This is a genomic window from Sphingomonas sp. SRS2 (assembly GCF_000971055.1).
Classification (GTDB): domain Bacteria; phylum Pseudomonadota; class Alphaproteobacteria; order Sphingomonadales; family Sphingomonadaceae; genus Rhizorhabdus.
This window is the reverse complement of sequence record NZ_LARW01000057.1, coordinates 15,981-30,797: the sequence shown is the minus strand read 5'-3', so window position 1 is coordinate 30,797 and position 14,817 is coordinate 15,981. Positions and strand designations below refer to the sequence as shown.

The following is a 14,817-nucleotide window of genomic DNA, read 5'->3' as shown; positions in this document are numbered from 1 at the left end:
AGATATAATGGAAAAATGGACGGGAAGGTTCAGCCGACGATCCCCAGGATGTCGCTTTCCTTCATGATCAGCAGGTCTTCACCGTTGATCTTGACCTCGGTGCCCGACCACTTGCCGAACAGGATCTTGTCGCCGGCCTTGACGTCGAGCGGCGTGACCTTGCCATCTTCGGCCTTCGAGCCACCGCCGACGGCGACGACTTCGCCCTCTTGGGGCTTTTCCTTGGCGCTGTCGGGGATGATGATCCCACCGGCGGTCTTTTCCTCGGCTTCGACGCGGCGAACGAGCACGCGATCATGCAGCGGACGGAAACTCATGTGCTTTCACCCTTTCCTCAATTTGTCCGCGATGGACGGGTGCGCCCATCGCCGAATCTCTCAGGTAAGAAACTTTAGCACTCACTACCTGCGAGTGCTAGCGGGCATATGTGGAGCAGGCTCAAAACTGTCAAGAACCGCTCTGGCCGATTTTATTGCGTTCATGCGACGCACCACCTTCCCGATGGCCCGGCGCTCGCGATATGGGGGAGGTGTAAGGATGTTCCAAGCCGGTGATGCGCAAACTCAACGCCCTAAAATATCCGTCGATCGCATTCGGCCTGGGGCTTGCCTCGGCGCTTGGCTTTGCGCCGCTCAACTGGTGGTTCTTCACCCTGCTGTGCCTTGCGGGCCTGATGTGGCTGCTGCTCGACGCGGGGCGATTGCGCCAGGTGGCCGCGCGCGGCTGGTGTTTCGGGGTTGGCCACTTCACCTTCGGCAATAACTGGATCGCAACCGCCTTCACTTTTCAGGACAAGATGCCGCATTGGCTCGGCTGGGTCGCGGTGTTCCTGCTCGCGCTCTATCTTGCTGCCTTCCCGATGCTCGGGGCGATGCTGGCCTGGAGCCTGAACCGGCTGCCGATGCTGGTGAAGGGACGCCGCCACCAGGCCGAACAGGCGGCGCGACGCAACAAGCTGAAGGGGCTGATCCCGCCCGGCATGGAAAGTGCGTCACCGCTGCTGCGGGTCCCGACGCCGAGTCCCTATGCCTTCATGCCCTTGTTCGCGGGCAGCTGGGTGCTCACCGAATATCTGCGCAGCATCGTCTTCACCGGCTTTGCCTGGAATCCACTTGCCGCGATCATGATCGCGCCCGGCAGCGCCGAGCCGGCGTGGATGGGGCTGACCCGGCTGATCGGCACCTATGGCCTTTCCGGCGTGATGGTGCTGCTCGCCTCGATCTGGCTGCTCGCGGTGCTGCCGGGCACGGGCCGCGCGCGGTGGAAGCGGGTCGCGCTCGCGCTGATCGCGGCAATGCTCGCGCAGATCGTCTCGGCCTATATGCTGCGTCCGCTGCCGCCGCGCGCCGGGCCGCGCATCGTCGTCGTGCAGCCGAATATCAATCAGAATCAGAAGTGGGATCCCAAGCTCCAGGCCGCCAATTTCACGCGGTTGAGCGAGTTGAGCGGCAAAGCCGGCGCTACGCCGCGGCTGGTGCTCTGGCCCGAAGCGGCGACCGCCGACTATCTGGAAATCGAGCCCGAGGCGCGGGCGCGGATTGCGCGGCTGCTGGGGCCGAAGGACATCGTCCTGCTCGGCGGCGACGCACTGATCTTCGACAAGGCGGGCGATCTGATCGGCGCGCGCAACAGCGTATTCGGGCTGGACGCGAAGGGCGCGATCACCGGCCGCTATGCCAAGGCGCACCTCGTCCCCTATGGCGAATATCTGCCCGCGCGGCCGATCCTGTCGGCAATCGGCCTGTCGCGGCTAGTGCAGGGCGACATCGACTTCTGGCCCGGCCCCGGCCCGGCGAGCTTCGCGGTGCCCGGCTTCGGCAAGGCGGGGATGCAGGTCTGCTATGAGATCATCTTCTCGGGCCAGGTGATCGACCGCGCGAATCGACCCGATTTCCTGTTCAACCCGTCGAACGACGCCTGGTTCGGCCGTTGGGGCCCGCCGCAGCATCTGGCGCAGGCGCGGCTGCGCGCCGCCGAGGAGGGAATGCCGATCATCCGCTCGACCCCCACCGGCATATCGGCGGTGATCGACGCGGATGGACGGCTGCTGCACAGCCTGCCCTGGAAGAAGGCCGGCGCGATCGAGGCGACGTTGCCCGGACCGCGCCCGGCGACCCCCTTCGCGCGCTTCGGCAACCTGCTGCCGCTGCTGTTCGCCGCGCTGCTCATCGCGGGCGGAATTGCCATCGCGATGAAGCGCCGCTAAGGGCGATATAACGAAGTCTTTATATCCTTTCTTCCGCTCGCGCCCTATCAGGCGGCATCATCCCAAGAGGTCAGTCAACACCAATGCGCAGCAACTATCTCTTCACGTCCGAAAGCGTGTCCGAAGGCCATCCCGACAAGGTCGCCGACCAGATTTCCGATGCGATCGTCGATCTGTTCCTGTCGAAGGATCCGGAAGCGCGCATCGCCTGCGAGACGCTGACGACCACCCAGCTCGTCGTGCTGGCCGGCGAGATCCGCTGCAAGGGCGTCTATGAGGATGGCGCATGGGCACCAGGCGCGCAGGACGAGATCGAGAAGGCCGTTCGCGACACGGTCAAGCGCATCGGCTATGAACAGGACGGCTTCCACTGGGAAAGCTTCACCTTCCACAACAATCTGCATGCCCAGTCCGCGCATATCGCGCAGGGCGTCGACGCCAGCGGCAACAAGGATGAGGGCGCGGGCGATCAGGGCATCATGTTCGGTTTCGCTTGCGATGAGACCCCCGACCTCATGCCGGCGACGCTCTATTACAGCCACAAGATTCTCGAACAGATGGCCGCCGATCGCCATTCGGGCAAGGCCGCTTTCCTGGAGCCCGACGCGAAGAGCCAGGTCACGCTGAAGTTCGAGAATGGCAAGCCGGTCGCCGCGACGGCGATCGTCGTCTCGACCCAGCATGGCAAGGGCTATGACGAGGGCGCGAAGGAAGCCGAGCTGAAGGATTATGTGAAGGCGGTGGTGGCGGATATCCTGCCCGCCGCGCTGCTCTCCGATCAGACGGTCTATCACATCAACCCAACCGGCAGCTTCGAGATCGGCGGGCCCGACGGCGACGCCGGCCTCACCGGCCGCAAGATCATCGTCGACACCTATGGTGGCGCGGCCCCGCATGGCGGCGGCGCGTTCAGCGGCAAGGACCCGACCAAGGTCGATCGCTCGGCCGCCTATATCACTCGTTATCTGGCGAAGAACATCGTCGCCGCCGGGCTTGCCCGCCGCTGCACGATCCAGCTCGCTTATGCGATCGGCGTGTCCGAGCCGCTGTCGCTCTATGTCGATACGCACGGCACTTGCGCCGAAGGCGTTACCGACGGCGCGATCGAGCAGGCGATCGGCAGGATCGCGGAGCTGGGTCGCCTCACTCCGCGCGGCATCCGCACCCATCTCGGTCTCAACAAGCCGATCTATTCGAAGACCGCCGCCTACGGCCATTTCGGCCGCAAGCCCGAGGGCGACTTCTTCCCCTGGGAGAAGACCGACCTCGCTGACAAGCTCAAGGCGGCTTTGGCCTAAACGTCGCTATTGCCGTCATTCCAGCAAAGGCTGTGACCTCAGGCGGGGTTCGTGACACACAGTCCGTTCCCGCAGCCCTGGATTCCAGCCTTTGCCGGGATGACGCCTTTACGGCGCCGGTCTACGCCAACATGCGTATTTTCGGCTCGCGATCCCAATAACGGGTCTTCGCGGCTTCGACGAAGGCGTCGTCGAGGCCGGTGATGCCCTCGTCGGGCTTCACCCCGGCCTTGTCCAGCAGCGGCTTGGCCGCCTCGCTCGCGCCAATCGCCTTCAGATGCCCGAAAGCGTCCATTACGAACTGGACTGCCGCAGCCTCGTTGAGCAGCGCCTTGCAGCCATCTTCCGACAGCGCGACCACGATCGCATCGACCAGTACCGATGGGAAGCCGGCGAGCTGGGCATCCGCCTTGAGCAGGGAGCCATCGGACATCTTCGCGCCGCCGACTTTCGGCGCAATCAGGATTGGTCGTCCACCGGCGTCACCTATCTTGCTAGTCAACGCATCGACCACCCTGGCGTCGGAACCATCCGCGATCAGGATTCCGACCGACCGGCCCTCAAGTGTCTTGAGATCGAGCGGACCGTTGATGATCCGCAGCGCCGGGGACAGATCAAGATCGAGAATCTTTGCCGCGCTGGGCGATGCCTTGGGCAGCGGCATGTTGATTCCCGCGGCGACGCGTCCCGCCAGCTCCGGATCGACATTGACGAGGTTCGACAACATCCGTGCGCGAATATGTTCGAGGCCGACCTTGGACAGCTCGAACACCAGCGCGGAGGCGAGATGGGCCTGCTCGGCCGGATCGAGCGAGCGGAAGAACATCCGCGCCTGGCTATAATGGTCGGCGAAGCTTTCCGGGCGGATGCGCAGCTTGTCGCCCTGCTCGTCCTCGGCGGCGCGCCCGGCAAAGCTGGTGAAGCCTTCGACCGGGCATTCGCGCGGTCCGCTGACTTCGCCCGCCTCGCTCAGACTGTTGGGCTCGTAATTCGCGCGGCCCTTGGGTTGCAGCATCTGCATATGCCCGTCGCGCTGAAAGTTCATCACCGGGCATTTTGGCGCGTTGATTGGGATCTGGTGGAAATTGGTCGAGCCCAGCCGCTTCAGCTGGGTATCGAGATAGGAAAACAGCCGCCCCTGGAGCAGTGGATCGTTGCTGAAGTCGATGCCCGGCACGATGTTGGCCGGGCAATAGGCGACCTGCTCGGTCTCGGCGAAGAAATTGTCGGGATAGCGATCGAGCACCATCCGTCCGATCGGACGGACGGGAAGGATTTCCTCGGGAATGATCTTGGTGGGGTCGAGCACGTCATAGGGCAGGCTGTCGGCGAACGCTTCGTCGAACGCCTGGATGCCCAGTTCCCATTCGGGATAATCGCCGCGGTCGATCGCCTCGAACAGGTCGCGCCGCTGGAAATCGGGGTCCGCGCCGGCGATCTTGACCGCCTCGTCCCACACGGTCGAAGCATTGCCCTGCTTGGGTTTCCAGTGGAACTTGACGAAGGTCGACTTGCCCTGGGCATTGACCATGCGGAAAGTATGAACGCCGAAGCCTTGCATCGTTCGCAGGGTGCGGGGGATGGTGCGGTCAGACATCGCCCACATGATCATATGGGTCGATTCGGGCATCAGGCTGATGAAATCCCAGAAGGTGTCGTGTGCCGACGCCGCCTGCGGATAGCCGCGATCGGCCTCCATCTTCACCGAATGGACGAGATCGGGGAACTTCATCGCATCCTGAATGAAGAAGACCGGGATGTTGTTGCCAACCAGATCCCAATTGCCCTGTTGGGTATAGAATTTGACGGCGAAACCGCGCACGTCGCGTGGCGTGTCGACCGATCCGGCGCCGCCCGCCACGGTCGAAAAGCGCGTGAATACCGGCGTCTTCTCCCCGGGCCGCTGAAACAGATCGGCCTTCGTTATATCGGCGAGGCTTTCATAGACTTCGAAATAGCCATGTGCGGCCGACCCGCGGGCATGGACGATCCGTTCCGGAATGCGCTCATGATCGAAGTGGAAAATCTTCTCACGCAGGACGAAATCTTCCAGCAGCACCGGGCCGCGCGCGCCCGCCTTGAGCTGGTTCTGATTGTCGGAAACCTTGACGCCCTGATTGGTGGTCAGATGATCGAGCCCGTCATGAGGGCCCTTGGCCGGAATCTGCTGATGCGTCTCGCCGCCATTGCCCTGCTCGCTCTTGAAACCCTTGGTCGCCATATCCGCTCCTGTCGCTATATCGCGGGTCAAACCGCCGGGAGCGGGACAAGGGTCCGGATTGTTTCGATCAAGCGAGCGATTTAACCGGATGTCGATCGCGATGCGGCAAAGTTCTTTCAAGCCGGGCGTTCAGTCTCTAAGGCACGCCCATGACTGCCCCGGCACATGCCCATGTCTGATCTGGCAGCTTTCCTGCGCGCTTGGGCCCGGGATCCGCTGGGCATCGCCGCGGTCGCGCCATCGAGCCTTGCGCTCGCCAAACTGATAACCGCGGAAATAAGCCCGGAGATGGCACCGGTGATCGAGCTTGGCCCCGGCACCGGCGTATTCACCAAGGCGCTGATCGCGCGCGGCCTGAAGCAGTCCGATCTGATCCTGATAGAATATGAAGTCGATTTCGCGCGGCTGCTCGCTGCGCGCTTTCCGCAGGCGACGGTGCTGCGCGGCGATGCTGCGCGGGTACGCAAGCATCGCGGGCTGCTCGACGACGCGCTGGCCGGGGCGACGATCTCTGGCCTGCCGATCCTCAACATGAACGCGCGCCAGCAGATGATGATCATGCGCGGCTGCTTCGAGCTGATGCGTCCCGGCGGCCGCTTCTTCCAGTTCACCTACAGCCCGATCAGCCCGATCCGCCGCCCCGTGCTCGAACGGCTCGGGCTGAAGGCGCGGCGGCTGTCGAGCACGCTGCGCAATCTTCCTCCCGCCGCCGTCTATGAGATAAGCCGTCGCGATGAATGACCCACTGACGATCCGCCGGCTTTACGGCCGCCGCACAGGACATAAGCTCCGCCTCGGCCAGGCCGAGCTGGTCGAACAGCTGCTCCCGGCATTGTCCGTGCCAGACAGCGGACCCATCGATGCGCGCGCCCTGTTCGGCGACAATCGTCCGCTCGAACTCGAGGTCGGCTTCGGCAAGGGCGAGCATATGGCGTGGCAGGCGATGAACCGGCCGGACCATGGCTTCATCGGCTGCGAACCCTTCCTCGACGGGGTGGTCGGCGCGCTGATGAAGATCGACGAGGAGGATATCGACAATATTCGCCTGCATATGGGCGATGCAATCGACGTGCTCGAACGGCTGCCCGACGCGTCGCTGGAGCGCGCCTGGCTGCTCCATCCCGATCCGTGGCCCAAAGCGCGTCACGCCAAGCGCCGCTTCATGAACGCGGGCCCGATCGGCCTGATAGCGCGAAAGCTGAAACCCGGCGGCGAGTTTCGCTTCGGCACCGACCATCCGGTCTATGTCCGCTGGGCGATGATGGTGATGGGCCAGTCCCCCGATTTCGAATGGCTCGGCGAAACCCCAACCGACTTCCTCGTCCGCCCCGACGACTGGCCCGAGACCCGCTACGAGGCTAAAGCGCGCAGCAAGGGGCATGAGGTCTGGTACTTTCGTTACCGGCGGCGCTAGAGCTAGTGCGCCTTTCAAAAGGCGCTTTAAAACAAGATTTGTAAGAAATTTTCTCCTCCGCCGCTCTCGTAGCTGCCGTCGCTGAGTGGCGGACTGGAAAGACAGTTATTCGCCTGTCGCCGCCCGGACCCCGCCATTCCGCAAACGGCCCAGAATCTGTCGTCGCGAATCATGGTAAATCAGCACTTAGCCACGAGTCGTCCGCTTGGCGCCCTATTGCCGCCGTTCAGGGCGGCTCGATTAAACCCGAAAGCGGCCATTCGTGGGGTCGAACGATAGGCACCAAAAGGCTGTCGTCCCTAAGCTGTGCCTGCAGATGCTAAGTATATGAGAGTTGGAAGAAAAAAATATTTCCATTACGCCCCTGTAAAGGCAAGACGAACTTAAATTAAGGCAAGACGAGCTTCGCAAATATCGCAACTTAAGTTAGCGACCTGATTAACTAGCGGAGTTTGTTTGTATTTCTATTGCGGGTTTTTCCGTAGGTCGGTTGGTCTAAACGTCTCAAGTTAGGAATTGCACGGTTCGTCGCGTAAGAAATCTGCGAATCGCGTTCTGGTTCATTGTTAGGTTTGCTTAGATGGCCAACATCAGAGACCGCACCTATCATATCGCCCGGCGCCATCATTGCTTGGCAATGATGAAGAGCGCCGCATCTCCCAAAATCAGTGCGCTCCATGCGGAACTGGCAGCGATGCATGGCCGTGCTGCTGGCATGGTAGTGGCCGAAGATTCTGAGATCGTAGGAAGGCCTGCCCAGGAGAATGGTCCTCGGATGGCGCTTGTGATCACAAAGCCGATGCGCCCCAACGCCCATAAGCAGCCGGCTGAGCGTTAAGGATGGCCGATCTGGTGAAGAGTATGTCGCAGGCGGCGGCGCGTACATATTTCCGGTTGCCGCTGATACCATCGAAACAGCTCAATCAGCTCTTTCTGCCATTTGCTCCATTGCTCCCGGTGCTGGTCATTCTTGGTATCGTTGCCGCCGCCTTAGAGGGGCTAGGCATCGGTCTTGTCATTCCTTTGCTCGGCGCGATGCTGGGAGAAGGGGCCGTTGGTGGTCGAGACGGCGGTGCGAGCATGTTTCAGCAGCTCAGCGGCTGGTTTCCCTCGGAACATCGTAGTGTCTATCTGGTGGCGGGAATGCTGGCGCTCATCGCCGCCAAGAACCTCGTCATTTACCTGAACAGTCTTTTGACGGGCTGGATATACAGCCGCACGAGCTTCAGCATCCGCAGTGTCATCGCCAACCGGCTGACGCGACTGGACTTCGATTTTTTCAAGCGCGAACGGCCCGGCCGGCTGCTGCATGTATTGTCGAACGACTCGTGGAGCGCGGCCGACGCCATCCAGGCCAGCATTTCCCTGATAATAGCCGTGGCGGCGACGTCGATCATCGCGATCTTCCTCATTCTGCTCTCATGGCAAATGGCTTTGGGCGTGGCCGTGGGGCTCGCGGTTCTGCAGGGCGTGCAGGCAATTCTCACGGCGAAGCTCCGCCTCTTGAGCCATGAGCTTTCCAGCTCCAATAGCGCGCTAGCCGCGCGCATGCTCCATCTGATCCACAGTTATCAGCTGATTCGCATCTTTGCCCGTGAGCGCAGCGAGAGCGAGGCCTTTGATGCGATTTCCGAGCGGGTGCGCCGGTCCAATTTCATGCTGGAAGCGCGTCAGGCGATTTTGCCGCCGCTGATGGAATTCATGCAGACCGCCCTGTTCCTGGTGGTCGTGCTGGCGTCATGGAGCAGTGGGGTGCCTTTTGCCGTGATCGCTGCCTTTCTCGTCCTCCTGTACCGCATACAACCTCAAGTACGTGCCGTTCAGGGCGCGGTGATCGCGCTGCGCGCCGGCGCTGGTCCCGTAGCGGAAGTCTCGTGGATGTTGAGCCATACGGAGAAACCGACAACAGGCGCAGGATGCAGCTTCACGGAGCTGAAGGATGCGATTTGTTTCCACGGCGTCACGCTGCGATATGCGGGATTGCGAGGTAAAGCCGCATTGGACGACGTCGATCTGCGCATCAGGGCGGGCGGCGCTACGGCGATCGTCGGCCGGTCGGGCTCGGGCAAGAGCAGCATCGCGGCCATTCTAAGCCGGATCGTCGAACCGACCTCGGGCCTGGTCACCGTCGACGGTGTACCGCTCTCCATGATCGACCTCGACGAGTGGCGCGCCCGGTTGGCGGTCGCCAGCCCTGAGCTTGAACTGATCGACGACACAATCGAAGCGAACATCCGTTATGGCCGTCCAGATGCGAGCGACGACCGCGTCATCGAGGCCGCGCGTATGGCCGATGCCGACGCCTTTATTCGGGCACTTCCACAGGGATATGCCACAGCTGTCGGCTATCGCGGCGCTGAACTGTCGGCGGGGCAGCGGCAGCGGATCGCACTTGCCCGCGCGCTGGTCCGCGAGCCCGAAATACTCATCCTCGACGAGGCTACCAACGCATTGGATGCGCTGTCCGAGGCTGCGATCGTCCGGACGTTGCGCGCCCGCGCCGGCAAGGGCGCGACGATCGTCATCAGCCACCAGCGTGCCACGATCCAGTTCTGCGACGATATCATCGTCCTTGATCATGGACGTGTCGCCGAGATGGGGTCGCATGACGGCAGCGTGCTGGGCTCGATGGATATTTTCTACCCGGACGAGCCGCATCGGGCTGCCGAAGCATGACCCGGTTCCCGGCCGCCAGCGCATCCGACGCGCCGCCGTCGTTCGACGGGGCGCCCCTGGTGTCGATCATCCTGCCTGTCTTCAATGCGGAAAAATGGCTGCCCAGCTGTGTGGGCAGCCTGCTCCGCCAGAATTATCAGCACATCGAAATCGTCGCCATCGATGACGGATCGACAGACGCATCGGCCGCGATCCTCGCCGATCTTGCGGCCCGGGACACGCGGCTGAGGGTGATCAGCCGGCCCAATCGCGGGCTCGTCGCAACCCTGAACGAAGCCCTGCCGCTATGCCGGGGCGATCTCATAGCGCGCATGGATTCGGACGACATCGCCTATCCCGATCGGATCGGCGAGCAGGTGCGCGCCTTTCTGGCTGATCCCCAGCTTGCTTTGAGCGGATGCCGTTACGACGTCATATATGGACGCGATCGGGTGCACCGCGTCGATGGTCTGCGCTGTTCGACCGCCGATGACCTCGCCGTCATGGCCCGCTATTTCACCATGTTGCTACACCCAACGGTGATGTTCCGCCGCAGCGTCATAGGCGAGGCCGAACTGCGTTATGACGACAACTATCCTCACGCCGAAGATTTCGACCTGTTCCGGCGAATCGCGCGCCAGCACCGCACGATGATCACCGATCGGCCGCTTCTCGCCTATCGCGTCCATGTCGAAAGCGTCAGCGCCACGCGCAAGACGGAGATGCGGTATACTCATCTTCGGATCGTTGCCGAAAACCTGGCCGAAGCTCATGGCTATCGCTGGGACGAGCGCAATGCAGAGATATTGGAGCGCGTCGACCACGAGAGCGTGACGCGCGCATCCCGGCTGATAGCCGCCCTCGACCGGATTACCGAGCTCGCCGAACCTTCCCTGAAGATGGCGCACAAAGAGGGTGCGGATAACCTCTTCTTCTTCCTGTACACGATCATCTGGGAGTCGGGCGAGACCGGGCTGCTGAGCATGTTCGTCGACACGACAGGGCGCCGAAACCAGATCCGTCGGCGCGAACGCTATCTATTCCACAGTCCCGCATCAGGCGGGGGCGCGGTTGGCCTGAAGCTACTGGAGGCCTTCGATAAGATCAGCCGCTACTTCAGGTCGACGCCCGCCCGTCGCGCCATACCGGGATTCCAGCGGTTATGAGCGGCAAGATGGATGCCGCCGAGCGCGAACCCCGGCCCGCCCTGATCGACCTGACCTTCGTGATATGCACCAAAGATCGCCGCGAGCCGCTGCTGCGATGCCTGGGGTCGATCGTGACGGCAGCCTTGAGATCGCCGCAAATGGCTACCGAAATCGTGGTGGTCGACAATGGATCGACCGATGACACGGCGCGCGCGGTCGGCGAGTTCATGAGCGTCGCGGACGTGCCCACGCAAATGTTGTACGAGCGGACACCGGGGTTGGCAGCGGCACGCAACAGCGGAATAGCGGCGGCCCGTGGCCGGCTTATCGCGTTCACCGACGACGATTGCATCGTGAAGCCGGATTATGTCGCCGATCTGGCGACCCATTGGTCGAAAGCGCCGTTCGACATTCTTCGGGGCGGCCGCGTCGAACTCGGTGATACGCGCGACCTGCCTTTCACGATCAAGACGTCGGACCATGTCGAACGCTATAGCGCTGGCGACTTTCCCGGCGGATTCCTGCATGGCTGCAACTTCGTTACCAGCCGCAGGGTGTTGGATATGGTGGGGGGCTTCGATCAGAGGTTCGGAGCGGGAGCGGACCTGAAATCCGCTGAAGACACCGACTTCCTGTTGCGCGGTTTCTTCGCCGGCTTCCCCGTTCAATATGTACCCAATATGGCCATCCAGCATTTTCACGGCCGTCGTTCGGCCAGCCAGATAGAACCGGTTATTCTTGGTTATTCCTTCGGAAATGGCGCCATCTTCGCAAAGCATTGGCGCCGCGCTCCCTGGCTCCTCAAATTCCCTTATTGGACATTGCGTGCGGCTGGTCGCCAGCAGTTCAGGGGCGCCCGGTACGTCATCCCCTATGGCATCAGCGAGTGGCGCCTGTTCAAGGCGAACGTCGTCGGCGCGGTGGCCTATTGGCGCACGGCTATGCGCCGAACGCAAGACAGCACGATCCCTCGCACCTCGCTGCTTCGCGGTGAGCCTCTTCCTTCGGTGCCGTCCGAGTGAACAACGCGCCGCTGGTATATCGTCCGCAGCTCGACGCGCTCAGGACCGTGGCAGTAGGCCTCGTCCTGCTCAGTCACTTCTGGCTGGACGAATTGAAGCTGGGCCATGTCGGGGTACGATTGTTCTTCGTACTCAGCGGCTTTCTCATCACTACCATTTTGTTGCGCGGCATTTCGCTACGTGATTTTTATACAGGCCGGGTCATGCGGCTGGCCCCAGCGCTGTATATCGCTCTGGGCCTGGCATTCCTGCTCGATCTCTACGGTATGCGCGACACCTGGAAGTGGCATGTGCTGCAGCTGAGCAACCTGTTGTTCGCGGTGCGCGACAGCTGGGAGCTGGCATGGCCGGCGGATCATCTGTGGAGTCTGAATGTCGAGGAGCAATTCTATCTCGTCTGGCCTTTGCTCATCCTGTTCGTATCCCGACGATGGCTACCGCATGCGCTGATCGCAGTTATCGCGGTCGGCCCGGCGTTCCGGATCTTCTGTCACCTTCGGGGCGGAGGAGAGGTGGCGGCCCTGGCGTTGCCTTTCGCATCGTTCGACGCGCTGGGGCTGGGGGCGTTCATGGCCGTAACCGGCGTCCGGATGAGTATGCCAGGTCTAGTCGCGCTTCCCTTGCTGCTGCTCGCGCCGTTCGATCTGTTTCCCGACAGCTTCCTTTACAACGAACTGGTTGAGTTCGGCCCGTTGCTCACTATGGCGGCGCTCGTGCAGCTGGGATGGGATGGGCGGCTGCCATTGCAGTCGCCGCTCCTCGTCAAAACAGGCCGGATCAGCTACGGCATCTATCTCTATCATAACTTCGTTTACGGGACCGTTGCGGAGCTCGGTCTGGAGCAGCGCGGACCGGTGCTGATGGTGACCTGCTCGCTTATCACGCTGGGCATTGCGTCGTTGTCCTATATATTCGTCGAACGGCCGATCCGCTCGCTGCGCGGCAAGTTGTCGGCATCGTCCACGCCCACCGCGGGCCCCCTGACCGAAGCCGCCAAATGACCGGCTTCGACCCAATCGAAACGGCAAAAAGGCCGAGCTTCTCGATCATCGTCCCGACTTTCCAGCGTCGCGCTACGGTGTGCGACGTGGTGGCGGCTCTCGGCGACATCCGATATGATGGACCGCTCGAAGTGATCGTCGTCGTGGACGGCTCAAGCGACGGCACCCTTGAGGCGCTTTCGGCGTTGAGGCTGCCCTTTCCATTGCAGGTCATTTTTCAGGAAAACCAGGGCGCATCGGCCGCGCGCAATCGTGGTGCTGTGGCGGCATCCGGCGACGTGCTGCTGTTCCTCGACGATGACATGATCGTCCAGCCGGATATCGTGACGGAACATGCCCGAAGTCATGCCCAGGGTGCTGATGCCGTTATCGGCCATATCCCGCTGGATCCAGGCTCGCTGCCGGGCTTCCTCGCCGATGGTGTTGCACAATGGGCCGAAGATCGCCGCCGCAGGATCGCTGCCACAGCAGAACTGGCTCTGTTCGATCTGTTGACGGGGCAGCTATCGGTCCGCCGTTCGGTGTTTGAGGCGCTTGGCGGCTTCGACGCCAATTTCACGAAGGGCGGCAGCTTCGGGAACGAAGATCTCGATTTGGGCGTGAGGTTGCTGGCGAGATATCGGGTCGTCTTCAATGCGGATGCGATAAGCCGGCAACGCTATGTCGTGAACTCCCGTCATTATCTGCGCCAGTGGTTTCAGGCGGGACAAGCGGGCATCGGCTTCGCGCGCAAACATCCTCGCCACGCCAAAGCGCTGTTCGAATTGCGCGGGATTGCGAACCCCGTCACCCGCTGGATCTATCTGCCGCTATCCAACATCCCGGGCATTGCAAAAATCCTCGGGTTGATCGCCGGACGCGCGGCCGACCGGCCGTGGTTGTCAAATGGTGTCGTGCGCCGCTTCGTGCGTAAGCTTTTCTATGTAGCCCGCGACCTTTTATATTGGCGGGGGGTGCGGCTCGCCGGTGGCCCGCTGGATAAGCGGTCGTTGCTGATATTATGCTATCACGCGATTTCCGATCTCGACCATGATCCGGTGCTGAAGCCCTATGCGGTGCCTGCGGGCCTTTTCCAGCAGCAGCTCGACCACCTGCTCGATCGTGGATATCGGTTTGTGTCCGGCGAGGAATTTTCGGCATTCATAGCTGGTCACACCCGCTTGCCCGGCAGGGCGGCGCTGCTGACATTCGACGACTGCTATGAAGACCTGCTGTCGACCGCACTGCCTATTCTGCAAGCGCGAGGCGTGCCTGCGCTGGCCTTTGCGGTGACGGGGCTCTCCTCGTTCAGCAACGAATGGGATCAGGGCGCCGGTCGCACGCGGATGACGTTGCTCGATCAACCGGGTCTCGTCGCGGCAGCCGACGGAGGTATCGAAATTGGGGGTCATTCGCGAACCCACGCGCATCTTACCCAGCTGGATGACGCAATGCTAACCAGCGAAACCCAAGGCTGCATGACCGATATGATCGAAATGGGCCTGCCGAAGCCCCGATTTTTTGCTTATCCCTATGGCGAGGAATCGCCTTCCGTCCGCAATAGCTTGAAGAGCTCGGGCTATGAGGCCGGCTTCTCTCTGGGGTTCAGGCGCTTTGCCGATGGGACGGATCGGTATGCAATACCGCGAGTAGAAATACGGCGCTCTGATACAGGGCTGCGGTTCTGGCTAAAAACCAGCATCCCTCATCTTGCCTGGTCAATCAGGTGTTTCCTCCGCCATGGCACTCGTCAAGGAAACTGAGCGGGTCATCCATCTGCCCTCGATGGGAGGCTAGGAATTTTTAGATGGCGGCTATCGCGTCGTCGCGGCCAAAGCTGCCAGTCCGTGATGGGCCCAAATTGAGACACTGA

At 61.9% G+C, this 14,817-nt stretch carries 11 protein-coding genes; 9 read left to right on the top strand and 2 right to left on the bottom strand.

The genetic code is table 11. From position 1 onward, the window contains the following. Window positions 1-29: 29 nt before the first annotated feature. Window positions 30-317, bottom strand: coding sequence for a co-chaperone GroES (gene groES / locus WP12_RS04520; RefSeq protein WP_012049565.1), 288 nt, complete (start codon window positions 315-317; stop codon window positions 30-32). Window positions 318-553: 236 nt separating this feature from the next. Here groES and lnt point away from each other — a divergent pair, with 236 nt between their 5' ends. Continuing rightward, window positions 554-2,206, top strand: coding sequence for an apolipoprotein N-acyltransferase (gene lnt, locus WP12_RS04515; protein ID WP_046192569.1), 1,653 nt, complete (start codon window positions 554-556; stop codon window positions 2,204-2,206). A gap of 83 nt (window positions 2,207-2,289) precedes the next feature. After that, a complete protein-coding gene (gene metK, locus WP12_RS04510; RefSeq protein ID WP_046192568.1) occupies window positions 2,290-3,504 on the top strand; it encodes a methionine adenosyltransferase in 1,215 nt (404 codons plus the stop codon). 121 nt (window positions 3,505-3,625) lie between these two features. Here the strand turns inward: metK and WP12_RS04505 are convergent, their stop codons facing one another. Next, window positions 3,626-5,725 carry a catalase gene (locus tag WP12_RS04505; protein WP_046192567.1) on the bottom strand — a complete coding sequence of 700 codons (2,100 nt, stop codon included), beginning with the start codon at window positions 5,723-5,725 and terminating at the stop codon, window positions 3,626-3,628. A 171-nt stretch (window positions 5,726-5,896) separates the two neighbouring features. Between WP12_RS04505 and WP12_RS04500 the strand changes: the two genes are divergently transcribed. The 7 genes from WP12_RS04500 to WP12_RS23355 all read left to right on the top strand — a co-directional run bounded on the left by WP12_RS04500 (window position 5,897) and on the right by WP12_RS23355 (window position 14,707). Further along, window positions 5,897-6,466 (top strand): class I SAM-dependent methyltransferase, encoded by a 570-nt coding sequence (locus tag WP12_RS04500; protein ID WP_046192566.1) that lies wholly within the window; start codon window positions 5,897-5,899, stop codon window positions 6,464-6,466. Next, on the top strand, window positions 6,459-7,139 hold the full coding sequence (gene trmB / locus WP12_RS04495; protein ID WP_046192565.1) for a tRNA (guanine(46)-N(7))-methyltransferase TrmB: 681 nt from the start codon (window positions 6,459-6,461) through the stop codon (window positions 7,137-7,139). Before WP12_RS04500 ends, trmB begins: the two co-directional genes overlap by 8 nt. 840 nt (window positions 7,140-7,979) lie before the next feature. After that, window positions 7,980-9,815, top strand: coding sequence for an ABC transporter ATP-binding protein (locus WP12_RS04485; protein WP_052730215.1), 1,836 nt, complete (start codon window positions 7,980-7,982; stop codon window positions 9,813-9,815). After that, a complete protein-coding gene (locus WP12_RS04480) occupies window positions 9,812-10,960 on the top strand; it encodes a glycosyltransferase family 2 protein (RefSeq protein ID WP_046192563.1) in 1,149 nt (382 codons plus the stop codon). Before WP12_RS04485 ends, WP12_RS04480 begins: the two co-directional genes overlap by 4 nt. Further along, a complete protein-coding gene (locus tag WP12_RS04475; protein ID WP_052730214.1) occupies window positions 10,957-11,964 on the top strand; it encodes a glycosyltransferase family 2 protein in 1,008 nt (335 codons plus the stop codon). Before WP12_RS04480 ends, WP12_RS04475 begins: the two co-directional genes overlap by 4 nt. Continuing rightward, window positions 11,961-12,965, top strand: a complete 1,005-nt coding sequence (locus WP12_RS04470) for an acyltransferase family protein (protein WP_052730213.1) — start codon at window positions 11,961-11,963, stop codon at window positions 12,963-12,965. The genes WP12_RS04475 and WP12_RS04470 overlap by 4 nt, the downstream gene beginning before the upstream one ends. Continuing rightward, window positions 12,962-14,707 (top strand): glycosyltransferase, encoded by a 1,746-nt coding sequence (locus WP12_RS23355; protein ID WP_052730212.1) that lies wholly within the window; start codon window positions 12,962-12,964, stop codon window positions 14,705-14,707. Before WP12_RS04470 ends, WP12_RS23355 begins: the two co-directional genes overlap by 4 nt. Window positions 14,708-14,817: the final 110 nt, after the last annotated feature.

What these genes read in the sequence shown, in the direction of transcription:
- groES (WP_012049565.1), bottom strand. Translation starts at nt 317, where the DNA reads ATGAGTTTCCGTCCGCTGCATGATCGCGTGCTCGTTCGCCGCGTCGAA.
- lnt (WP_046192569.1), top strand. Translation starts at nt 554, where the DNA reads ATGCGCAAACTCAACGCCCTAAAATATCCGTCGATCGCATTCGGCCTG.
- metK (WP_046192568.1), top strand. Translation starts at nt 2,290, where the DNA reads ATGCGCAGCAACTATCTCTTCACGTCCGAAAGCGTGTCCGAAGGCCAT.
- WP12_RS04505 (WP_046192567.1), bottom strand. Translation starts at nt 5,725, where the DNA reads ATGGCGACCAAGGGTTTCAAGAGCGAGCAGGGCAATGGCGGCGAGACG.
- WP12_RS04500 (WP_046192566.1), top strand. Translation starts at nt 5,897, where the DNA reads ATGTCTGATCTGGCAGCTTTCCTGCGCGCTTGGGCCCGGGATCCGCTG.
- trmB (WP_046192565.1), top strand. Translation starts at nt 6,459, where the DNA reads ATGAATGACCCACTGACGATCCGCCGGCTTTACGGCCGCCGCACAGGA.
- WP12_RS04485 (WP_052730215.1), top strand. Translation starts at nt 7,980, where the DNA reads ATGGCCGATCTGGTGAAGAGTATGTCGCAGGCGGCGGCGCGTACATAT.
- WP12_RS04480 (WP_046192563.1), top strand. Translation starts at nt 9,812, where the DNA reads ATGACCCGGTTCCCGGCCGCCAGCGCATCCGACGCGCCGCCGTCGTTC.
- WP12_RS04475 (WP_052730214.1), top strand. Translation starts at nt 10,957, where the DNA reads ATGAGCGGCAAGATGGATGCCGCCGAGCGCGAACCCCGGCCCGCCCTG.
- WP12_RS23355 (WP_052730212.1), top strand. Translation starts at nt 12,962, where the DNA reads ATGACCGGCTTCGACCCAATCGAAACGGCAAAAAGGCCGAGCTTCTCG.